At 70.6% G+C, this 20,624-nt stretch carries 19 protein-coding genes, 1 tRNA gene and 1 pseudogene; 15 read left to right on the top strand and 6 right to left on the bottom strand.

The features are described 5' to 3' along the window. Positions 1-75 precede the first annotated feature (75 nt). From JOE53_RS10470 to JOE53_RS10460, 3 genes are read left to right on the top strand one after another with little or no spacing between them, the layout of a single operon-like run. Positions 76-1,491, top strand: coding sequence for a ferredoxin reductase family protein (locus JOE53_RS10470; RefSeq protein ID WP_204947682.1), 1,416 nt, complete (start codon positions 76-78; stop codon positions 1,489-1,491). Positions 1,492-1,510: 19 nt separating this feature from the next. After that, positions 1,511-2,047 (top strand): FMN-binding protein, encoded by a 537-nt coding sequence (locus JOE53_RS10465; RefSeq protein ID WP_135949491.1) that lies wholly within the window; start codon positions 1,511-1,513, stop codon positions 2,045-2,047. Then, on the top strand, positions 2,044-2,841 hold the full coding sequence (locus JOE53_RS10460; RefSeq protein ID WP_204947681.1) for an FAD:protein FMN transferase: 798 nt from the start codon (positions 2,044-2,046) through the stop codon (positions 2,839-2,841). Before JOE53_RS10465 ends, JOE53_RS10460 begins: the two co-directional genes overlap by 4 nt. 30 nt (positions 2,842-2,871) lie before the next feature. On the opposite strand, the gene JOE53_RS10455 is transcribed toward JOE53_RS10460, so the two are convergent. Genes JOE53_RS10455 through JOE53_RS10445 form a run of 3 tightly spaced genes read right to left on the bottom strand, consistent with a single transcriptional unit; the run spans position 2,872 to position 6,123 of the window. Beyond that, positions 2,872-3,858 (bottom strand): sensor histidine kinase, encoded by a 987-nt coding sequence (locus JOE53_RS10455; protein ID WP_204947680.1) that lies wholly within the window; start codon positions 3,856-3,858, stop codon positions 2,872-2,874. After that, a complete protein-coding gene (locus JOE53_RS10450; protein WP_233449545.1) occupies positions 3,855-4,553 on the bottom strand; it encodes a response regulator transcription factor in 699 nt (232 codons plus the stop codon). The genes JOE53_RS10455 and JOE53_RS10450 overlap by 4 nt, the downstream gene beginning before the upstream one ends. 40 nt (positions 4,554-4,593) lie before the next feature. Continuing rightward, positions 4,594-6,123, bottom strand: a complete 1,530-nt coding sequence (locus tag JOE53_RS10445) for a helix-turn-helix domain-containing protein (protein WP_204947679.1) — start codon at positions 6,121-6,123, stop codon at positions 4,594-4,596. 151 nt (positions 6,124-6,274) lie between these two features. On the opposite strand from JOE53_RS10445, the gene gabT reads away from it, so the two are divergent. The 6 genes from gabT (at position 6,275) to JOE53_RS10415 (ending at position 14,437) form a co-directional block, all read left to right on the top strand. Continuing rightward, positions 6,275-7,624: a 4-aminobutyrate--2-oxoglutarate transaminase gene (gabT, locus tag JOE53_RS10440; RefSeq protein WP_204947678.1), complete on the top strand. Its 1,350-nt coding sequence runs from the start codon at positions 6,275-6,277 to the stop codon at positions 7,622-7,624. A 152-nt stretch (positions 7,625-7,776) separates the two neighbouring features. Next, entirely contained in the window at positions 7,777-9,138 is a 1,362-nt protein-coding gene (locus JOE53_RS10435) for a flavin monoamine oxidase family protein (protein ID WP_204947677.1), read from the top strand. Continuing rightward, positions 9,135-10,019: a universal stress protein gene (locus tag JOE53_RS10430; RefSeq protein ID WP_005049986.1), complete on the top strand. Its 885-nt coding sequence runs from the start codon at positions 9,135-9,137 to the stop codon at positions 10,017-10,019. The genes JOE53_RS10435 and JOE53_RS10430 overlap by 4 nt, the downstream gene beginning before the upstream one ends. Beyond that, on the top strand, positions 10,016-11,569 hold the full coding sequence (locus tag JOE53_RS10425) for an APC family permease (RefSeq protein WP_204947676.1): 1,554 nt from the start codon (positions 10,016-10,018) through the stop codon (positions 11,567-11,569). Before JOE53_RS10430 ends, JOE53_RS10425 begins: the two co-directional genes overlap by 4 nt. After that, positions 11,566-13,020, top strand: a complete 1,455-nt coding sequence (locus JOE53_RS10420; RefSeq protein WP_204947675.1) for an NAD-dependent succinate-semialdehyde dehydrogenase — start codon at positions 11,566-11,568, stop codon at positions 13,018-13,020. Before JOE53_RS10425 ends, JOE53_RS10420 begins: the two co-directional genes overlap by 4 nt. A gap of 52 nt (positions 13,021-13,072) precedes the next feature. Next, complete coding sequence (locus JOE53_RS10415; protein WP_204947674.1) at positions 13,073-14,437, top strand: NAD-dependent succinate-semialdehyde dehydrogenase; 1,365 nt, start codon at positions 13,073-13,075, stop codon at positions 14,435-14,437. Between the two features lie 22 nt (positions 14,438-14,459). Here the strand turns inward: JOE53_RS10415 and JOE53_RS10410 are convergent, their stop codons facing one another. Next, positions 14,460-16,250 (bottom strand): tetratricopeptide repeat protein, encoded by a 1,791-nt coding sequence (locus JOE53_RS10410; protein WP_233449544.1) that lies wholly within the window; start codon positions 16,248-16,250, stop codon positions 14,460-14,462. Between the two features lie 23 nt (positions 16,251-16,273). Further along, positions 16,274-16,858 (bottom strand): annotated as a pseudogene (locus JOE53_RS10405) (ATP-binding protein); the annotation flags it as partial. A gap of 99 nt (positions 16,859-16,957) precedes the next feature. Here JOE53_RS10405 and JOE53_RS10400 point away from each other — a divergent pair. From JOE53_RS10400 to rplA, 6 genes are all read left to right on the top strand, one after another. Further along, complete coding sequence (locus tag JOE53_RS10400) at positions 16,958-17,392, top strand: pyridoxamine 5'-phosphate oxidase family protein (protein ID WP_204947673.1); 435 nt, start codon at positions 16,958-16,960, stop codon at positions 17,390-17,392. 130 nt (positions 17,393-17,522) lie between these two features. After that, positions 17,523-17,595: transfer RNA gene (locus JOE53_RS10395), tRNA-Trp, on the top strand. Between the two features lie 96 nt (positions 17,596-17,691). After that, the gene (secE, locus tag JOE53_RS10390) at positions 17,692-17,955 is read left to right on the top strand and encodes a preprotein translocase subunit SecE (protein ID WP_167626531.1); all 264 of its coding nucleotides are present in this window, start codon (positions 17,692-17,694) and stop codon (positions 17,953-17,955) included. 53 nt (positions 17,956-18,008) lie between these two features. After that, positions 18,009-19,007 carry a transcription termination/antitermination protein NusG gene (gene nusG, locus JOE53_RS10385; RefSeq protein ID WP_204947672.1) on the top strand — a complete coding sequence of 333 codons (999 nt, stop codon included), beginning with the start codon at positions 18,009-18,011 and terminating at the stop codon, positions 19,005-19,007. A 144-nt stretch (positions 19,008-19,151) separates the two neighbouring features. Next, complete coding sequence (rplK, locus tag JOE53_RS10380; protein ID WP_005050009.1) at positions 19,152-19,583, top strand: 50S ribosomal protein L11; 432 nt, start codon at positions 19,152-19,154, stop codon at positions 19,581-19,583. A 13-nt stretch (positions 19,584-19,596) separates the two neighbouring features. Beyond that, positions 19,597-20,286, top strand: a complete 690-nt coding sequence (gene rplA, locus JOE53_RS10375; RefSeq protein ID WP_005050012.1) for a 50S ribosomal protein L1 — start codon at positions 19,597-19,599, stop codon at positions 20,284-20,286. 62 nt (positions 20,287-20,348) lie between these two features. Here rplA and JOE53_RS10370 read toward each other — a convergent pair whose 3' ends face one another. After that, the gene (locus tag JOE53_RS10370; RefSeq protein ID WP_204947671.1) at positions 20,349-20,624 is read right to left on the bottom strand and encodes an acylphosphatase; all 276 of its coding nucleotides are present in this window, start codon (positions 20,622-20,624) and stop codon (positions 20,349-20,351) included.

The following is a 20,624-nucleotide window of genomic DNA, read 5'->3' as shown; positions in this document are numbered from 1 at the left end:
ATCAGATTCCTATGGATGCCGCGTGAGCCGCTGATTCTTGGCCTTGTCTCAGAGCCGGTCGGCGACGCTCGACGCATGACCACACAGGCCGCCACGCGATCCACATTCATCGCCGCCGTGCCGCGCGTCGGCATCCGCGCGCGCCGCCCCCTCTGGCGGCTGCTCGCGATCGGCGTCATCTGGGCGACGAGCCTGTTCGTCGTCGCGCTGTGGATCGCCGGTGGCGCCGTGCAGGACCTGCGGGCGATGGATGCCGACACCTTGAACACGCTGGGGCGGATCACTGGTCTCGTCTCGGCGAATCTGCTGCTGTACCAGGTGCTGCTGATGGCGCGCGTGCCGCTGTTCGAGCGAGCCTTCGGGCGCGATGCGATCACGCGGATGCACCGCTGGGTCGGCTTCTGGTCGTTCTGGCTGCTGCTGGCCCACATCGCCCTGCTGGTGGTCGGCTACGCCGCCCAGGCCGGTGTCAACGTGGTCGCCCAGCTGTGGGACTTCGTCTGGAACTACCCCGGGATGATGCTCGCGACGGCGGGAACGGGCCTGCTGGTGCTCGTCGTGGTGACCAGCATCCGCCGAGCGCGCCGTGCCATGCGTTACGAGTCGTGGCACCTGCTGCACCTGTACGGGTACCTCGGTGTCGGGCTGGCGATTCCGCACATGCTGTGGACCGGCGCCGACTTCGCCGCCCATCCGCTCGCCGAGGTGTACTGGTGGGGATTGTGGGCGGCGACCGCCGCCGCGGTCATCGTCTTCCGCGTGGCGCTGCCGCTGTGGCGCTCCGCGCGTCACGACATCCGCGTCGTCGCCGTCGAGGCCGACGGGCCGGTGGGCGTCGTGGTCCGCATGCGCGGACGCGGCTTGGAGCGCCTCGGCGCCCGCGCCGGTCAGTTCTTCGTCTGGCGGTTTCTGGGCGCACCCGGCTGGACGCGCGGAGTCCCGCTGTCGCTGGCGGCCGACCCCCGCCGCGGCGAACTCGTCGTTGCGGCCCGCATGGTCGGCGACGGGACGCGCCGGTTGGCGACTCTCCGCCGGGGCACGCGCGTGTTGATCGAAGGACCCTACGGCGAGTTCACGGGCGAGGCGCGGACGCGGCGGGGGATCGTCATGATGGGTGCCGGCGCCGGCGTCGCACCCCTCGTCTCGCTTCTCGAGGCCGAGCCGTATGCGCCCGGCGAGGCGATCCTGATCACTCGCGACCATGCGGCCGCCGAGTCGATGCGCGTGCGCGAGATCGAGCGCCTGGTCGCGCGCCGGGGCCTGCACCACGTGGCTCTGCACGGTCCGCGCCGTCGCGCCGGATCGACGTGGCTGCCGGTGACGTTCGCCGATGGGCGCGGTGCGGAGATGCTGCGGCGGATGGTGCCCGGCATCCACGATCACGACGTCTACCTCTGCGGCCCCGAGCCCTGGATGGCCTCGGTGCGTCGCGACCTGCGGGCTGCCGGAGTGCCGGCCGCTCAGATCCACAGCGAAGCCTTCGGCGTCTGAGTTCAGAGAGGACACCACCATGAAGAGAATCGTCTACGCCCTGCTCGCGACCGTCAGCGGCCTCGTGCTGCTGTTCAGCTATCGCACATCCCTTCCCGAGGACGCGGCCGTCGCCGCACCGCTGAACGCGAATCGCACGGACGCCACCCGCGTCACCCCGGCTCCGGCGTCGCCGTCGGCCGGGACCTCGTCGACCACGACGACCCCCGGCGGGTCGAGTTCGAGCTCGTCGTCGGGGGCGACCTCTTCGACGACGACCACGTCGAAGAGCGGGCTCACCGACGGCACGTTCACAGGCTCGGCGGTCAACACGCGCTACGGGGCGGTGCAGGTGCAGATCACCGTCTCGGGCGGCGTGATCACCGACGTGCAGACGCCGGCCTACCCCGATCACAGCAGCCGCGACCGTCAGATCAACCAGGACGCCCTGCCGCAGCTGATCTCCGAGACGCTCTCGGCCCAGAGCGCGCAGATCGACATGGTGTCGGGGGCGACGTACACGAGCACCGGGTACCTCGACTCGCTCCAGTCGGCGATCGACCAGGCCTCGGCATGAGCGAACTCAGCCGCCGCGCCTGGACGGCGGAGCTCATGGGCACGACCGCCAGCATCCACGTCATCGGCAGTCCTGACGCGTGCGCGGCGGCGGCGGATGCCGCGGCTTTCACCGTCGCGATGCTCCGCGAGCTGGAGGCGATCTTCTCGACGTACCGTGCGGACTCGGAGATCTCGCGGCTGCGCCGCGGCGAGCTGAGCTTCGCCGACGTCGATCCGCGGCTGACGGATGTCGCCGATGCCTGCCGACGACTCGAGGAGGCGACCGGCGGGCGGTTCAGCGCCTTCTGGCGGGAAGGCTTCGATCCCACCGGCTACGTGAAGGGCTGGGCGACGGATGTCGCCGCGACGGCGCACCTCCAGCCGCTGCTCGCGATGCCCGGGGTGAGCGCCGTCGGCATCAACGTCGGCGGCGACCTGAGAGTGTGGACCGCCCCCGACGCGCACTGGTCGTGGACCGTGGGGATCGCCGATCCGGCGCGGCCGGGGGCGGCTCTCGCCACGCTGCGGGTGCGCAACGGCGCCGTCGCGACCTCCGGTACCGCAGAGCGCGGCGCCCACCTCATCGACCCGCGATCAGGCGTGCCCGTGTCGGCTGCGGTGAGTGCCACGGTCGTCGCGGACGACCTCACCACCGCCGACGTGTGGGCGACCGCCCTCGCCGTCGCTGCCGGCGAGGACACCCGGTGGCTGTGGGACGCGCCGCTGCGCTCGGCGATGACGGTCACCGACGCCGGCGTCCGTCGATGGGTCGCGGGCGTCGGCGTCGAGACCGTCGCGGCGCCCGCGGCCTGAACCCGCGACGACGCCCGCGGCCCGAGGCCGCTACGCAGCCTGCGGCAGCCAGAGCAGCATGGTGGTACCCGCCGCCGACGTCCGCTCGATCTCGATCCGGCCCCCGGCCGCCTCGGCCGCCTCGCGCACGAGCGCGAGACCCAGGCCGAAGCCGCGCCGCCGCCCCGACTCCGGGCCGCGGGCGAAGCGCTCGAAGATGCGCTCGCGATCGGCATCGGCGATGCCGGTGCCGCCGTCACGCACCCGGATCGCGACGCCCCGTCCGTCGGATCGCGCCGACAGTGCGACCTCGCCGCCGGCGGGAGTGTGCTGCACCGCGTTGTCCAGGAGCGCGACGCAGAGCCGGTCGAGGGTGACGCGGGGAAGGCGCACCCGCAGGCCCGCGCCGCCGCCCTGACCGACGCGGACGAGCACGCCCGCCTCCTCGGCCAGCGGCGCCACCGTGGCCGCCGCGGCCGTCAGCGCCGCGTCGACGACGGCGGGCTCGGCATCCGTCGCCGTTCCCTCCGCCGTCAGCAGCATGTCGGTGAGCACGGCGTCCATGACCGACGCGTCGGCGCGCAGCGCCGCGAGCGTGGCGGTGAGGTCTTCGCCGCGTCGGTAGCGGCGCTCCAGGATCTGCGTCCGGCTCGTGAGAGCCGTCAGCGGCGTGCGGATCTCGTGGCTCGCATCGGCGACGAAGCGGCGCTGCAGCCGCAGGGCACCGGCCAAGGGGGCCACCGCGCGGCGGGCGGCGAACCAGGCGACGAGGGCGAGCAGCGCCACCCCGGCGAGACCGAGCGCGACGACCCAGGGGAGGATGCGGTCGACGTCGACGACGATGCGGTCGCCGTCCGGCGGACCGCTGCGGCCGCCGCCCTCGCCGTTGTGGTGCAGTTCGGGTCGGGCTGACAGCAGCAGAACGGCCACGAGAAGCGCGACTCCCGCCGTCACCACGACGGCCGATGCGGCACCGACGAGCAGACCGACGTGGACCGCGGCGCGACGAACGCGCCGGCGGTCGGCCTCGTCGCTCACGACGGGGTCCCCGCACGGTAGCCGCGACCGCGAACGGTCTCGATGATCTCGGGCGACGCCTTGCGGCGGATGTAGTGCACGTAGGTGTCGACGGAACTCAGTGCGTCGTCGGAGGAGAAGACGGCGTGAAGGATTTCGTCGCGGGAGAAGACGTGCTCGGGGCTCTCGCTCAGCAGCGCCAGCAGGCGCGCCTCGGTCGCCGTCAGCGTGACGCGCTCGCCGCCGCCGCCGTACAGTGCGCGCGACTCGGCGACGAAGGTCCAGTCCCCGAGGTGACGCCGGCGTCCCTCGGCATGGTGCCCGCGGAGGAGCGCGCGCAGGCGTGCGAGCAGCTCGTCGAAGTCGAACGGCTTGACGAGGTAGTCGTTGGCGCCGCTGTCGAGCCCGTCGACCCGGTCCGGGACCGCGCCGAGAGCCGTCAGCAGCAGCACCGGCGTGGTGAGGCGGGCGGTACGCATCGCCTGCACGATCTCCACCCCATCGAGCCCCGGCAGGCGCCGGTCGACGACCAGGACATCGAAGCGCTCCGCCAGCACGCGCTCCCGTGCGGCGAGACCGTCGCTGAGGTGCGTGACGTCGTAGACCTCGGAGAGCACCTCGAGGGTCATGCCCGCGATCGTCGGGTCGTCTTCCACGTAGAGCAGTCGCGGCCGTGCGCCATCGCGGGTCATCGCGTCTCCGATCTTCATCGCCATCATTCACCCACATCGGCGCCAAGAATCCGCCAAGAGCGCATCACCCCGCGGCGACGAGGGCGGCCCACAGCTCGGCACGCGCCGGGAAGCTCGACAGGTCCACCCCCAGCAGCTGCTGCGCCTGCGCGACCCGGGCGCGCACCGTGTGCCGATGGATGCCGAGAGCCCGCGCGGCCTCGTCGATGCGCGCGTCGTGGGTGAGCCAGGTGCGCACGGTCTCCACGAGCGCTGTGCCGTGGGCCTCGTCGTGCGCCCGCAGCGGGCGCAGCCGCGCGTCGGCGAGGGCGCGGGCGGCCGGGGAATCGAGACTGGACAGCACCCCCGCGGCATCCGCGAAGCGCGTGACGGTCCCGCTCACGGCGGTGCGCAGCGCGGTGAGGGCCTGCGCGTGGGCGCGAGAGAATCCGTTGTAGTCGGTGGGTTCCGACAGCCCCACCGCGGCATCCAGCAGACCCGCGAGCGCGGTGGGCGCGCCCTCGTCGGCGGCGGAGACGACCACGACGATGCCGTCGCCGCTGCGCGCGTAGAACAGGCCGCCGCGTTCGGCGGCCTGCAGTTCGAGCCAGTCGACCGCCGCGTCCGTGCGGTTGGCGGCGACGGCGGCGACCCCGATGAGGACGGGGCTCGTCGGCAGCGGGCCCCACAGCTCGCGCGAGACGCGACGCGCCAGTTGCGGGTCGTCCTCGAGGAGCGTGTGCAGCAGTCCTGCCCGCAGTGCCGCTCGGGCGCGGCCGAGTCCCACGTTCTGCTCGAGGGCGAGGCCGGCCATCGCGATGACCGAGGTCACGACGCTGCGTCCCTCCAGGTCGAGATCGGCGCCGACGATCGCGATGAGCCCGCGGAGGTGTCCCCCGCGGCCGAGGGTCTGCATCGTGACGCGTCGATCACCGATCTCGAGCGTCGACGCCGCGCGGGACCCGCGGCGCAGCACGGCGCCGGCCTCTGTCGCGAGGGCGGCGCGCGCATCGTCGTCGAGCACGTCGGCGGGGGCGCTCTGGGTCAGCGTGCCGGCGGCGTCGAACAGTCCGACCCACGCGCCGAGTTGAGACGCGAGCTCGGCGACGGTCGCCGCCAGCCCGTCCGGACGCAGTGCGGCGAGCGAGATCGCCCGTTGCGCCGACAGCGCCCAGGTGCGACGGGCATACGCCTGCGCGGCGATGGCTTCGGCGTTCGCCCGTGCCAGCGCGATGAACGGCGTGCGGTAGGGCACCTCGAACAGCGGCATCCGCTGCGCGGCGCAGGCGAGAACGAGCGCGGGCGGGATGCCGTCGCGCACCACCTCGGTGCCGAACCCCAGCCCGCGCACACCGCGGGCGCGCAGGCGCGCCACGTAGGCGGCGTCATCGCCCGCTTCGCCGTCACTGCCGGCTCCGACGAACTGCGTGCCCGTCGTCAGCAGCAGCAGGTCGTCGGCGAGGAAGGGAGTGGGGTCGATGAGGTCGGAGCTGTGCACCCACCGCAGCGGCGCGTCCAGCGCTCCCTCGTCGAGATCGTCGGGGCGGGAGGCGAGCCGCAGGTCGAGGTCGCGGCGCGCGAGGAGGGCGCGCAGGGTCGGCTGCGTCTCGGTCATGGGCGGCGGCCTCCTCGGCGCGGTCTGGGGTCGATCCGGGGCGGGCTCCCGGCGATGGATGCGCGGCGGCTATACGCCACGTATGCATCTGATCACAGAATGTACACGGCGGAGGGTGTGGCTCGGCATCCGAGGCTCATACGCTCCCGGCATGAGCATCATCGACAGCGCCGTCGTCGGCGGTCCGTCCCTGGCGCAGGAGCGCCGTCTCGTCACCGCGATCCCCGGCCCCCGCTCGCAGGAGCTGCTGGCGCGCAAGAGCGCCGCCGTCGCGTCGGGAGTCGCGCACACGGTGCCGATCGAAGCCGTCGCCGCCGGCGGGGGCGTCGTGGTCGACGCCGACGGCAACTCGCTCATCGACCTCGGCAGTGGCATCGCCGTCACGAGCGTGGGCAACGCCCACCCGGACGTCGTGGCGGCCGTCCAGGCCGCCGTCGCGCAGATGACGCACACCTGCTTCATGATCTCGCCGTACGAGTCGTACGTGGCCGTCGCCGAGAAGCTCAACCGTCTCACGCCCGGCGACCACGCGAAGAAGTCGGCGCTGTTCAACTCCGGCGCCGAAGCCGTCGAGAACGCGATCAAGATCGCGCGCAAGGCCACCGGCCGCCAGGCCGTCGTCGCGTTCGACCACGCCTACCACGGCCGCACCAACCTCACGATGGCCCTCACCGCGAAGTCGATGCCGTACAAGAGCGGATTCGGTCCGTTCGCCTCCGAGATCTACCGCGTGCCGGCCTCGTACCCGCTGCGCGACGGCCTGAGCGGTGCGGATGCCGCTGCCAAGGCCATCTCGTTGATCGAGAAGCAGATCGGCGCCGACAACCTGGCGGCCGTCATCATCGAACCGATCCAGGGCGAGGGCGGCTTCATCGTGCCCGCCGAGGGATTCCTTCCCGCGGTCGTCGACTGGTGCCGCGCCCACGACGTCGTCTTCATCGCCGACGAGGTGCAGACCGGCTTCGCCCGCACCGGTGCGATGTTCGCGAGCGAACTGTTCGGCATCGTGCCGGACCTCATCACGACGGCCAAGGGCATCGCCGGCGGCATGCCGCTGGCGGCGGTCACCGGGCGCGCCGAGATCATGGATGCCACCCACGGCGGAGGCCTCGGCGGCACCTACGGCGGCAACCCGGTCGCCTGCGCGGCGGCGATCGCCGCGATCGACGCCTTCGAGAACGACGGGATGCTCGAGCGGGCGCGCGAGATCGGGGGGATCCTCCGCGCCCGCTTCGAGTCCCTGCAGCAGACCGACGCGCGTATCGGCGAGGTGCGCGGAGCCGGCGCGATGATCGCGGTCGAGTTCGTCGACCCCGAGACGAAGGCCCCGGATGCCGCGCTCACGTCGGCCGTGGCCAAGGCGGCGATCGCCGAGGGCGTGATCGTCCTCACCTGCGGCACCTACGGCAACGTCATCCGCTTCCTGCCGCCCCTGTCGATCTCCGACGAACTGCTCACCGAGGGCGTCGACGTCGTCGTCGCCGCCCTCGCCGCCCACTGACCCCGCCCCGGCATCCCACCCACACCCCGCCCCATGTCCCACTTGCGCCCGGCGATGTCCCACTTTCGGTCTCCTCGAGGCCACTCTGACAGCGCTTATCGGGACATGCTGCGGGAGCACCACGCATCCGGATCCACGACAGAGGAGACACAATGACCGAGATCACGCGCGACGTCGTCGTCATCGGCGCCGGTGCGGCGGGATTGACCGCCGCCAACCAGCTCAAGAAGGCGGGCCTGTCGGTCACCGTGCTCGAAGCCCGCGACCGCGTGGGCGGGCGGCTGTGGACCGACACGATCGAGGGAGCGATGCTCGAGATCGGCGGCCAGTGGGTCTCGCCCGATCAGGACGCGCTCAAGGAGACCATCGTCGAGCTGGGTCTGGAGACCTTCGACCGCTACCGCGACGGCGACAGCGTCTATATCGGCCCCGATGGGGTCGCCCACCGCTACACGGGTGAGATGTTCCCCGTCAGCGCCGAGACCGAGAAGGTCATCGCGGATGTCACCGCCCGCCTCGACGCCATGGTCGCCGAGATCGATCCCGACCGCCCGTGGGCACACCCGAAGGCCGCGGAGTGGGACACCGTCTCGTGGGATGCCTGGCTGCGCGAGCAGACCGACGACGACGAGGCCATCCGCAACCTCGCCTTCCCCACCGGATCGGCCATGCTCACGAAGCCGACCCATTCGTTCTCGCTGCTGCAGTCGCTGCTGATGGCGGCATCCGCCGGTAGCTACACCAACCTGGTCGATGCCGACTTCATCCTGGACAAGCGCGTCGTCGGCGGCCTGCAGCAGGTGCCGCTGCTGCTGGCCGAGCGCCTGGGCGACGACGTCTTCCTCGGCCAGCCGGTGCGCACCCTCGAATACACCGAGGGGGAGGGTGTCGTGGCCATCGCCGACGGCGTCACCGTCCGCGCTCGCCACGCGATCCTCGCGCTCGCGCCGGTGCTGTACAACCGCATCTCGTTCGTTCCGCCGCTGCCGCGCCTTCAGCACCAGATGCATCAGCACATCTCGATGGGCTTCGTCATCAAGGTGCACGCCGTCTACGAGACGCCCTTCTGGCGCGAAAAGGGCCTGTCGGGCACGGCCTTCAGCCCCTATGAGCTCTCGCACGAGGCCTACGACAACACGAACCACGGCGACGAGCGCGGAACGCTCGTGGGCTTCGTCTCCGACCGCACGGCCGATGACCTGTTCCGTCTGAGCGCCGAGGAGCGCAAGGAGCGCATTCTCGAATCGCTCAGCCACTACTACGGTCCCGAGGCGAAGGATCCGGTCGTCTACTACGAGAGCGACTGGGGCAGCGAGGAGTGGACGCGCGGCGCGTACGCGGCATCCTTCGACCTCGGCGGACTGCACCGCTACGGCGCGGACCTGCGCACCCCCGTCGGGCCCATCCACTTCGCGTGCAGCGACATGGCCGGCGCGGGCTACCAGCACGTCGACGGAGCCATCCGCATGGGGCGCCTCGCGGCGCAGCAGATCCTGGACGAGATCCACACATGAGCGGGCACGTCGTCGTCGGATACACCGCGACCAAGCCCGGACGCGACGCCGTCGCGTTCGCCGCGCGGCTCGCGGCGGCCCTCGACGCCGTGCTCGACGTCGCGATCATCCTGCCCAGCTCCGACCGCAGCGTCATCACGCCCCCGGATGCCGGGTACGAACGGCACCTGCACGCGCAGGCGCAGACCTGGATCGCCCAGGCGATCGACCGGATCCCCGCCGACGTCGTCGCGCACGCCCATGTGCGCCCGGCCGAGTCGTTCGCCGAGGGCCTCATCGAGATCGCCGACGAGCTGGGTGCCTCGTACATCGTGGTCGGCGCCGCCGACGGCGCCTCGCGCGGCCGGCACCGCCTCGGCTCGACGACGAGCGAGCTGCTGCACTCATCGGATGTGCCGGTCGTCCTCGTCCCGCGGGGGGCACGCAAGATCGCGCCCGAGACCGGCATCACCCGGCTGACGGTCGCGATCGGCATGCGGCCCGGGGCCGACGCCCTCATCGCCGAGACCGCAGCGCTCGCGGAGACCCTCGGCGTGCCCGTCCGACTGCTCTCCCTGCTGCCGGTCGATCTTCCGCCGTCCGCCGACACGGGTGCCATCCGCCTCGCCGGCACGACGAAGGCCGATGAGGTGCTCGCGGCGGCTCGGGCGGAGCTTCCTGGCGGCCTGCACACCGATGTCGCGGTCGCCGCCGGCGACAGCATCGAGGAGGCCGTGTCCTACCTCGACTGGCAGCCGGGTGAACTCGTGCTCGTCGGATCGAGCCGCCTCGCGCAGCCGCGCCGCCTGTTCCTCGGCTCGACCGCGGCGAAGATGCTGCACGAGATCACCGTGCCGGTGATCGTCGTCCCCCGAACCCACTCCGAGGAGTCTCGACGATGAGCACACCCTCCACGACCGACGCCGCCTCCACGACCGGGGCCCTCTCCAGCAAGGGGCTCAGCGCCGGCACGATCGGCCTGATCGGCGCCGTCGTCATCGGGATCTCCTGCATCGCCCCGGCGTACACGTTCACGGCGGCCGTCGGCCCCACGGCATCCGCGGTGGGCGCGCAGATCCCGGCGATCATCCTCGTGGGATTCATCCCGATGCTCCTGGTCGCCTTCGGCTACCGCGAGCTGAACAACCGCATGCCGGATGCCGGCACCAGCTTCACCTGGGCGGCGCGCGCCTTCGGACCGTGGGTCGGCTGGATGGCCGGGTGGGGACTGGTGGTCGCCACGATCCTCGTGCTGTCGAACCTGGCCGGCGTCGCCGTGGACTTCCTCTTCCTGCTGCTGTCGCAGGTGACGGGCAACGCCGAGATCGCCGACCTCGCGTCGAACACGTGGATCAACGTGGGCGTGTGTCTTCTGTTCATGCTCGCGGCCACCTTCATCTCCTACCGCGACATGCAGACCACCCAGAAGTTGCAGTACGTGCTCGTGACCTTCCAGGTCGCCGTGCTGCTGTTCTTCGCGATCGCCGCCATCGTCGAGGCCGTCAGCGGCAAGGGCTTCGACGTCCAGCCGTTCGACATCGGCTGGTTCAACCCGTTCGCCGTCAGCTCGTTCAGCGCGTTCGCCGCGGGCCTGTCGCTGTCGATCTTCATCTTCTGGGGGTGGGACGTCACCCTCACGATGAACGAGGAGACGAAGGACCCCGAGAGGACGCCGGGTCGTGCGGCGACCATCACGGTGCTGACGATCGTCTCGATCTACCTTCTGCTGGCCGTCGCCATGATCATGTACGCCGGGGTCGGCACGGGGGAGCTGGGCCTGGGCAACGAGGACATCCAGGGCAACGTGTTCTTCCACCTGTCCGGACCGATCCTTGGGCCACTCGCCTTCCTCGTGTCCCTCGCGGTGCTCACCTCGTCGGCGTCGTCGCTGCAGTCGACGTTCGTGGGACCGGCGCGCACGCTCCTGTCGATGGGACACTACGGCGCCCTCCCACCGGCGTTCGCGCGGGTCAGCCCGCGCTTCTTCACGCCCGGCTTCGCCACGATCGTCTCGGCGGTGGTCGCCTCCGCGTTCTACGCGGTGATGCGCGTGGTGAGCGAGAACACCCTCTGGGACACGATCCTCACGCTCGGCATGATGATCTGCTTCTACTACGGCATCACGGCTTTCGCGTGCGTCTGGTACTTCCGTAAGCAGTGGTTCGACTCGGTGCGCAACGTGTTCTTCACGTTCCTGTTCCCCCTCGTGGGCGGCGTGATCCTCGGCATCCTGTTCTTCACCACGCTCATCGACTCCATGGATCCCGACTACGGCTCCGGCGCCAACGTCGGCGGCGTCGGGATCGTCTTCATCCTCGGCATGCTCATCATCGTGGTGGGTATCGTCCTCATGATCTGGCAGTCGGTGACACGTCCCGCCTTCTTCCGCGGCGAGACCCTCACCACGGACGCCCCTGCCAGCACCCGTCGCCTGAAGGAGGCCGCACGTTGATCACGCAAAGCGCACTGCTCGAGAAGGTTCCCCGCGGACTGTTCATCGGCGGCGAGTGGGTCGCCGGCTCGGCCGGGACCTTCCCCGTCGTCGATCCCGCGACCGGTGAGACCCTGGTCGAGATCGCCGACGCGTCGCCCGAAGACGGCATCCGCGCCCTGGACGCGGCGGTCGCGGCTCAGGAGGAGTGGGCGGCGACCGCGCCGCGGCGCCGCAGCGACATCCTCCGCCGGGCATTCGACCTGCTGATGGAGCGCGCCGACGAGATCGCCCTGCTGATGACCCTCGAGATGGGAAAGCCGCTCGCGGAGGCGCGCGGCGAGGTGACCTACGGGGGCGAGTTCCTGCGCTGGTTCAGCGAGGAGGCCGTGCGCATCGCCGGCCGCTTCGGCTCGAACCCGGAGGGCACGGGCCGCATGATCGTCAGCCAGCGGCCGGTCGGGCCCTGCTTCTTCATCACGCCGTGGAACTTCCCGCTCGCGATGGCCACCCGCAAGATCGCCCCGGCGCTCGCCGCCGGCTGCACGGTGGTCATCAAGCCGGCCGAGCTCACCCCGCTGACGACGCTCGCCTTCGTCGACATCCTGGTCGAGGCGGGCCTTCCGGCGGGGGTCGTCAACGTCGTCACCACGACCCGCTCGGGGGCGCTCTCGGCGCCGATCATCGCCGACCCGCGCCTGCGCAAGCTCTCGTTCACGGGCTCGACGCCGGTGGGCAAGAAGCTCATCGCCCAGGCGGCCGAAGGCGTCCTGCGCGTGTCCATGGAACTCGGCGGCAATGCGCCGTTCGTCGTGTTCGACGACGCCGACCTCGACAAGGCCGTCGACGGCGCGATGCTCGCGAAGTTCCGCAACATCGGCCAGGCCTGCACCGCCGCCAACCGTTTCATCGTGCACGCGTCGGTCGCCGAGGAGTTCGCCCGTCGTGTCACCGAGCGGGTCGCCGCGATGCGCGTGGGCCGCGGAACCGAGGACGGCGTGCAGATCGGTCCGCTCATCGACCGCAAGGCCGTCGAGGGCGCCGAGGCGCTCGTCTCGGATGCCGTCGCGCGCGGTGCACGCCTGCTCACCGGCGGATCGGCCATCGATGGCCCGGGGACGTTCTTCGAGCCCACCGTGATCACGGACGTGGCCGGCGGCAGCGACATCCTCCGCGAGGAGATCTTCGGCCCGGTGCTGGCGATCGCCACGTTCGGAGACGAGGAGGAGGCCGTGCGCCTCGCCAACGACACGGAGTACGGTCTGGTGTCCTACGTCTTCACCGAGGATCTCGCGCGCGGCATGCGGATGATCGACCGTCTGGAAACCGGCATGATGGGCCTGAACGCGGGCGTCGTCTCCAACGCGGCGGCGCCGTTCGGCGGTGTCAAGCAGTCCGGAGTGGGTCGTGAGGGGGGCCTCGAAGGCATCCACGAGTTCCTCTCGACCAAATACACGCTGATCCCCGCCTGATCCCTGCCCCTGACGCCACCCGACACTCAGTCGACACGAACGGAGAACGACGATGACCTACGCGGTTGTGAACCCCGCCACCGGCCAGACCCTCGCCACCTATCCCGACTTCACGGCCGACGAGGTCGAGGCCGCCGTCGCCGCCGCGCACGAGGCGGCACAGGCATGGGGACGCACGTCCACGCCGGCGGAGCGTGCGGCCCTGCTGCGCCGGGTCGCCGAACTGCATCGCGAGCGCCGCGACGAGCTGGCCGGGATCATCGTGCGGGAGATGGGCAAACCGCTCGCTGCGGCCGAGGGTGAGGTCGACTTCGCCGCCGACATCACGGAGTTCTACGCCGATCACATCGACGAGATCACCGGCGACCGGCCCATCGACATCCTCGGGGAGGGCACCGCGGTGATCCGCCGCTCGCCTCTGGGCGTGCTTCTGGGCATCATGCCGTGGAACTTCCCGTACTACCAGGTCGCGCGCTTCGCGGCGCCGAACCTTGCGATCGGCAACACCATCCTGCTCAAGCATGCGCCGCAGTGCCCCCAGTCGGCCGCCGCGATCGCCCAGATCTACGCCGATGCGGGCTTCCCCGTCGGCGCGTACGTCGATGTCCGTCTGACCAACGATCAGGCCGCCGAGGTCATCGCCGATCGGCGTGTGCACGGCGTCTCGGTGACCGGCAGCGAGCGCGCGGGAGCCGCCGTCGCCGAGATCGCGGGGCGCAACCTCAAGAAGGTCGTTCTGGAGCTGGGCGGCTCCGACCCGTTCATCCTGCTGTCGACCGACGACCTCGACGCGGCGGTGCAGGCTGCCGTGGACGCACGCCTGGACAACAACGGGCAGTCCTGCAACGGCGCCAAGCGTTTCCTCGTCGCCGACGACCTCTACGACGGCTTCGTCGAGAAGTTCGCCGCCGCGATGGACGCGGCGAAGGTCGGCGATCCGTTCGCCGAGGACACCGTGCTGGGGCCGCTCTCCTCGCTCGCCGCCGCCGAGCGGCTGCAGGACCAGGTCGATCGCGCCGTCGCGCAGGGAGCGACCGTCGTCACGGGGGGCTCGCGCGACGGGGCGTTCTTCCCCGGCACGGTGATCACGGGTGTGACGGCCGACATGGACGCGTATCGCGAGGAGTTCTTCGGACCCGTCGGCGTCGTCTATCGGGTCAGCGGCGAGGACGAGGCGATCGAGATCGCCAACGGCACCGAGTTCGGTCTGGGCTCCTACGTCTTCACCACCGACGAGGAGCAGGCGGAACGCATCGCCGATCGCATCGACGCCGGCATGGTCTACGTCAACATCGTCCTCGCCGACTCGCCCGAGCTGCCCTTCGGCGGCATCAAGCGCAGCGGCACCGGACGCGAGATGGGGCTGCTGGCCGCCGAGGAATTCGTCAACAAGAAGCTCATCCGCATCGCCGGCTGACGTGCCGGTGCTGCCGGCCGGCTCAGGCCGGCAGCACTGTGCGGACGTCCGAGGCCTCGCCGTGGCGCCCGAGCGCCTCGAGCAGGTCGCCGAGCTCGAGCGCGACGGCCTGCCGCAGCGGGTCCGCGTCGCTCGCGTGCTCGAACGCCGCGCGGTAGAGCGCGACGGCGTCGTCGGCGCGCTCGGCTTCGCGCAGCACCCGCGCCGCCAACAGCTCGGACGCTCCGGCGGATGCCGGGTCGCCGGCATCCGCGAAGGTGTCGGCGGCCTGCAGCGCAGTGGCCACGGCGGCATCCGTCTGTCCCTGACCGACGAGCAGCCGGGCGCGCGTGTCGAGGACGTCGGCCACGAACCACGTCGCCTCGTGCCGACGGCCGAGCTCCAGCGCTTCGTCGATGAGCGTCACCGCCTCCTCGTCGCCGCGCTGCTGATGCGCCTGCGCGAGCACGTGCAGCCCGTCGGCGAGCAGCCCCACCTCGTCGTCGTTGCCGCGGACGAGGCCGACGGCCGCGTACGCCCACGCGCCGACGGCGTTGCCGTACTCCTCGGCGGCGTGCAGCGCCTGGGCCAGCAGCACCGCGGTCAGGGCGCGCGATCCCGGCTCCACGCCGCTCTCGCTCGCTTCGCGCAGCACGTCGTTGAGCGTGTCGACCGCTTCGGCGGCGTAGCCGGCGGCCAGCATCGCGCGGCCCTGGCGGAAGCGCACGTCGACGCTGGGCAGACCCACCGCGTCGCGCCGCTCCGCCGCGACCCGGTAGCGGCTCACCGCGCCGGCCGGCTGTCCGTCGTCCTCGTGCAGCATGGCCGCCAGCAGGAACATCTCCGAGACCATCGCATCGTCCACACCGATCGACACCGCGACCCGCGCCGCCTCATCGGCCGCCGCCGCGCCCGCGGCGAACGCCTCGGCGACGCCGTGGAGCCGGGCCCGCGTCGCGAGCACGCGCACGCGGCGCCGGTCTTCCAGGTCCGGGTCGCCGAGCAGCGTGTCCAGCAGGCCGGAGGCGCCGGTCGGGTCTTCGTCGGCTGAGAGGGCGTCGGCCTCCAGCAGGCGCATCCCGTGGGCCCGGCGGGTGTCGCCGGCTCCGGCGAACAGGGCGGCCGCGGCGCGGGCGCGTTCCACGGCGTCGGCGTGCGCGCCCGCCCACATCCGGCCGATCGCGAGCGTCGACAGCAGATCGGCGCGCTCGAGGGGATGGCCGTCACCGAGCGCGTCGAGCTCGTGCTGCACCCGCGGCAGGGCGAGGGCGAGCCGGTGCGCGGCGGTGCCGTTGCGCACGTCGAACGCCGCGGCGATCGTGTCGGCGAGTGCCCACGCGCGGCTGGCGAGCGCGGATGCCGCCCACGCTCCCTCGTGGGAGTCGAACAGCGTGACGAGCTCTTCGGCATCGGATCCGCGCACCGGCGTGTCGGGGTGGCCGGCGGCGGCCACCGCGTCCAGACCCACCGCGAACGATGCGAGAGCGGTCTCGTGCGCGGCGGCATCCAGCCCGTCGTGGACGAGCCAGGGCAGGTGCTTCTCCACCAGCGCCAGGGCGCGGGCCTCGTTGCCCGTCACCGCGCAGAAGACGACGTTGTCGGCGATGATCGCGAGGTTGGCCGGGTTGTCCTTGGCGAGCCGGTAGCTGCGCAGATGCGCGGCGCGCGCCTGGTCGAGCATGCCGGCGCGCAGGGAGGGCAGAAGAGTGCGGGCGAGGGCGTGCTCGGGCTCCTCGCCGCACGAGAACCCGCCGTCGATCATCTCCTGCACCAGGCGGATGGCGTCCTCCTCGCGTCCCGTCTCGGCGAAGAAGCCGGCGAACTGACTGCGCACGCAGGCGTCGCAGTGGCTGTACTCGTCACCGGCAGATAGGCGGCGAACGTCTCGGCGAGCTCGCGCACCGTCGCCGTTTCGACCAGTGTCCGTGTCTCGGCGCGTGGGGTCAGGTGCACGCTCGTGCCGACGGGGATGTCCTGCGTGCACGGGCCGACGCGGAACGTTCCGTCGGAGTGGCCCACCCACTCCACGGCTTCGCCGGTGACCGCGCTGCGGGAGCGGATGACGATGCTGTCGCAGACCATGAAGCACGACAGCATCCCGATGCCGAACTGCCCCAGGTAGCCTCCGCGCGGCAGGTCGAAGATGTCGCGTTTGGAGCTGCGTCCGACGGTGGCGAGCAGGTCGGCGACCTCGGCGGCGGTCAGGCCCACGCCGTCGTCACGCAGGACGAACTCGTCGGATGCCGCGCTGACCGGTGTGATCCGCACACGACCGCCCCCGCCGTCGACGCCGCGGCGGGCGCTGATCGCGTCGACCGCGTTCTGCAGCAGCTCGCGCAGGTACACGCGGGGGCCGGAGTAGATGTGGCGGCTGAGCAGGTCGATGACTCCGCGCAGGTCGACCTGGAACTGATGTGCGGCGGCGTTCTCGTTCAGCGTCATACCTCGGTGTGGAGCATCGGGGGATCTGTCCAGGCTATTCGAGAATTTGCCCGGCGCGAGGGGCTGGCGCTGTGCGCACGAGCGGAGCAGGATGTGTCCATGGACACCTCGGATGGGGTCAGCTTCCTCGATGACCGGCAGTGCTGGCAGCGCCTCGCGGAACAGGAGCTCGGGCGCCTCGTGACGCACGTCGGCGCCGTGCTGGACATCTTCCCCGTGAACTACATCGTCGACGGTGACAGTGTGCTCTTCCGCACCGCGGAGGGCAGCAAGCTGACCGAGCTGACGATCAACGACGACGTCCTGTTCGAAGTCGACGAGTACAGCGACACCGATGCCTGGAGCGTCGTGATCCGGGGGCACGCGCAGCGGCTCACGAGCGCAGACGAGGTCCGCGCCGCCGACGATCTGGGACTTCGGCCCTGGATCCCCACGGTGAAGTACAACTACGTCCGGGTACGCGCGGCATCCGTGTCGGGCCGAGACTTCCGCAGGGGACCCGAACCCGACCGCTACGGGGTGCAGCAGTACTGACGGTTCGCGCGTCCAGATGGCATGACGTACACTGGACAGTGCAGTTGAAGTCTGCATTCTTTCGCCGTGCCCGCGCTCCGCGTGACGTTCGGGCGGAGATGTGGTCTTCACCCGGGATCTCATGATCTCTAGGGCGGTAGCTCAATTGGCAGAGCAGCGGTCTCCAAAACCGCAGGTTGCAGGTTCGATTCCTGTCCGCCCTGCGCGTCAGCGATCAGCTGACACCGCAGGTCGCGCCGGTTCACGCCGGTGTGGAAAGCAAGTCCGAGCACGTCCGAGCACGTCACATGGGTGGGTACATGGTCCAGGAAGAGGCGCACGGCGAGGTCGTCGCAGCAGGCGGCACGCCCCGTGAGAAGAAGCTGAACTTCTTCCAGCGGATCGCGCTCTTCATCCGCCAGGTCTTCGGCGAACTCCGCAAGGTGGTCACGCCGACCCGCCAGGAGCTGCTGAAGTTCACCGGTGTCGTTCTCGGCTTCGTCGTCGTGATGATGGCCGTCGTGTACAGCCTCGACTTGCTCTTCACCTGGGTCGTGCAGGTCGTCTTCGGCGTGCCGAGCTGATCCAGCCGACGCCCGAGCTGTCACCGCACGACCCCCGAGGGAAGAGGACATACGTGTCTGAGAAGTACACCGACGACGTCGACTGGGCCACTGCCGCCGAGCAGTCCAGCGAGGACGACGAGGCGCAGGAAGGCAACATCCTCGCCGCCGAGGAGCGCTCCTCGGAACCTGCAGAGCACCTCGCCGTGCACGTCGTCGACGATGAAGACGACGCCGAGGGCGAAGACGAAGACATCGACATCGACGACCCGGAGGCAGACGCCATCGTGAACGACGCACTCGAGATCGACGAGGCCGCCGAGGCCGAGGCTGCCGCAGAGGTGCTCACCGACGCGCTCGCCGAGGAGGAGGCCGAGGCCGCCGCCCACGCCGCCGAGGAGGTCGCGCCGTACGACGGTCCCGACGTGAACGGCGAGCCCGACCCGGCTCCGGAAGACCCCTACGAGGCCTTCCGCGCCGAACTGCGTTCGCTGCCCGGCAAGTGGTACGTCATCCACTCCTACGCGGGCTTCGAGCGCAAGGTGAAGGCGAACATCGAGCAGCGCAAGAACTCGCTCGAGGTCGAAGAGGACATCTATCAGGTCGAGGTCCCGATGGAGGACGTCGTCGAGATCAAGAACGGCCAGCGCAAGATGGTCAACCGGGTGCGCATCCCGGGCTACGTCCTCGTGCGGATGGAGCTGAACGAAGACACCTGGTCGGTCGTGCGTCACACGCCCGGCGTCACCGGCTTCGTCGGCAACGCGCACAACCCGACGCCGCTGCGGTTCGAAGAAGCCTTCAACATGCTGAAGTCGCTCGTGCAGGTCACCGAGACGGCCCCCGTCAAGGGCGGCGCCGGCAAGGGGGCGTCGGCTCCCGCGCGCAGCGTCATCACCGAGGTCGACTTCGAGATCGGCGAGACCATCACGATCAAGGAAGGCTCGTTCGCAGGCCTGCCCGGTTCGATCAGCGAGATCAAGCCCGAGAGCGGCAAGCTCACCGTGCTCGTCTCCCTCTTCGAGCGTGAGACGCCGGTCGAGCTGTCGTTCGACCAGGTCACCAAGCAGTGATCCATACCGGATGCCGCGGCATCCGGTAGAATCATCAGGTTGCGCGCGCGTCGCGCGACATCCCCACCACCTTTCGGGTCCGCCGATCGTGTGGAAGCGCGCCCCGAGGCTCCGGCCGACGTGCGCTCGACAGAAGGAAAGAGAATGGCACCGAAGAAGAAGGTGACCGGCCTGATCAAGCTTCAGATCAACGCCGGTGCCGCCAACCCGGCGCCGCCGATCGGCCCCGCGCTCGGTCAGCATGGCGTCAACATCATGGAGTTCTGCAAGGCGTACAACGCCGCGACGGAGTCGCAGCGCGGCAACGTCATCCCCGTGGAGATCACCGTCTACGAGGACCGCAGCTTCACGTTCATCCTGAAGACCCCGCCCGCCGCGGAGCTCATCAAGAAGGCCGCCGGCGTGCAGAAGGGCTCCAAGACCCCGCACACCGTCAAGGTCGCGAAGCTCACCAAGGACCAGGTCCGTCAGATCGCCGAGACGAAGATGCCCGACCTGAACGCGAACGACATCGAGGCCGCCTCGCTGATCATCGCCGGCACCGCCCGCTCCATGGGCATCACGGTCGAGGACTGAGGGGGAACGCACAATGGCTAAGTCCAAGGTTTACGAAGCAGCCGCGGCGAAGATCGACCGCGACAAGTTCTACACGTCCACCGAGGCCGTGAAGCTCGCGAAGGAGACGGGGTCGAAGAAGTTCGACTCGACCGTCGAGGTCGCCCTCAAGCTCGCGGTCGACCCGCGCAAGGCGGACCAGATGGTCCGTGGCACGGTCATCCTCCCGCACGGCACGGGCAAGACCGCCCGCGTCATCGTGTTCGCGACGGGCCCGGCCGCCGAGGCCGCCATCGCCGCGGGCGCGGACGAGGTCGGCGGCGCCGAGCTCATCGAGAAGGTCGCCGGCGGCTGGACCGCGTTCGACGCGGCCGTCTCCACGCCCGAGCTCATGGGCCAGGTCGGTCGACTCGGTAAGGTCCTCGGTCCCCGCGGCCTGATGCCGAACCCCAAGACCGGCACCGTGACCCCCAACCCGGCCAAGGCCGTGGAGGAGATCAAGGGCGGCAAGATCGAGTTCCGCGTCGACAAGCACGCCAACGTGCACTTCGTCGTCGGCAAGGCCTCGTTCACGGCCGAGCAGCTGGAGGAGAACTTCACCGCGGCGGTCGAGGAGATCGTGCGTCTGAAACCCTCGAGCTCGAAGGGCCGCTACATCCAGAAGGGCGCCGTGTCGACCACCTTCGGTCCCGGCATCCCGCTGGACGTCAACTCCCTCGTCTGATCCTCGGATCGGCGTCACGATGGGGCTCCACCTTCGGGTGGGGCCCCATCGTCGTCGTGCGATCACCCGTCGCGGCGGATCTCGAAGACGCTCGAGCCCTCCTCGGCTCTCTCCGTGACGCGCAGCTGATCGACCCACCCGCCGCGCGGTCCCGTTCGCGCCCACGCCACGACGGCGGCGACCGCCTCGGGCGGGCCCTCGATCTCGGCCTCGACGGTGCCGTCGGCGCGGTTGCGCACCCATCCCGTCGCGCCCGCCCGGGTCGCCACCGCCTGCAGGGTGAAACGGTAGCCGACGCCCTGCACGCCGCCCGAGGCGATCAGATGAACCCGTGTCAT

The sequence above is a fragment of the Microbacterium laevaniformans genome (assembly GCF_016907555.1).
GTDB classification, from domain to species: Bacteria; Actinomycetota; Actinomycetes; order Actinomycetales; family Microbacteriaceae; genus Microbacterium; species Microbacterium laevaniformans.
The sequence above is the reverse complement of the archived record's forward strand: the minus strand, read 5'-3'. Positions and strand labels throughout refer to the sequence as shown.

Excerpts from the sequence above, each read along its gene's own strand:
- JOE53_RS10470 (WP_204947682.1), top strand. The coding sequence starts at position 76 with ATGACCACACAGGCCGCCACGCGATCCACATTCATCGCCGCCGTGCCG.
- JOE53_RS10465 (WP_135949491.1), top strand. The coding sequence starts at position 1,511 with ATGAAGAGAATCGTCTACGCCCTGCTCGCGACCGTCAGCGGCCTCGTG.
- JOE53_RS10460 (WP_204947681.1), top strand. The coding sequence starts at position 2,044 with ATGAGCGAACTCAGCCGCCGCGCCTGGACGGCGGAGCTCATGGGCACG.
- JOE53_RS10450 (WP_233449545.1), bottom strand. The coding sequence starts at position 4,553 with ATGGCGATGAAGATCGGAGACGCGATGACCCGCGATGGCGCACGGCCG.
- JOE53_RS10445 (WP_204947679.1), bottom strand. The coding sequence starts at position 6,123 with ATGACCGAGACGCAGCCGACCCTGCGCGCCCTCCTCGCGCGCCGCGAC.
- gabT (WP_204947678.1), top strand. The coding sequence starts at position 6,275 with ATGAGCATCATCGACAGCGCCGTCGTCGGCGGTCCGTCCCTGGCGCAG.
- JOE53_RS10435 (WP_204947677.1), top strand. The coding sequence starts at position 7,777 with ATGACCGAGATCACGCGCGACGTCGTCGTCATCGGCGCCGGTGCGGCG.
- JOE53_RS10430 (WP_005049986.1), top strand. The coding sequence starts at position 9,135 with ATGAGCGGGCACGTCGTCGTCGGATACACCGCGACCAAGCCCGGACGC.
- JOE53_RS10425 (WP_204947676.1), top strand. The coding sequence starts at position 10,016 with ATGAGCACACCCTCCACGACCGACGCCGCCTCCACGACCGGGGCCCTC.
- JOE53_RS10415 (WP_204947674.1), top strand. The coding sequence starts at position 13,073 with ATGACCTACGCGGTTGTGAACCCCGCCACCGGCCAGACCCTCGCCACC.
- JOE53_RS10400 (WP_204947673.1), top strand. The coding sequence starts at position 16,958 with ATGGACACCTCGGATGGGGTCAGCTTCCTCGATGACCGGCAGTGCTGG.
- secE (WP_167626531.1), top strand. The coding sequence starts at position 17,692 with ATGGTCCAGGAAGAGGCGCACGGCGAGGTCGTCGCAGCAGGCGGCACG.
- rplK (WP_005050009.1), top strand. The coding sequence starts at position 19,152 with ATGGCACCGAAGAAGAAGGTGACCGGCCTGATCAAGCTTCAGATCAAC.
- rplA (WP_005050012.1), top strand. The coding sequence starts at position 19,597 with ATGGCTAAGTCCAAGGTTTACGAAGCAGCCGCGGCGAAGATCGACCGC.
- JOE53_RS10370 (WP_204947671.1), bottom strand. The coding sequence starts at position 20,624 with ATGACACGGGTTCATCTGATCGCCTCGGGCGGCGTGCAGGGCGTCGGC.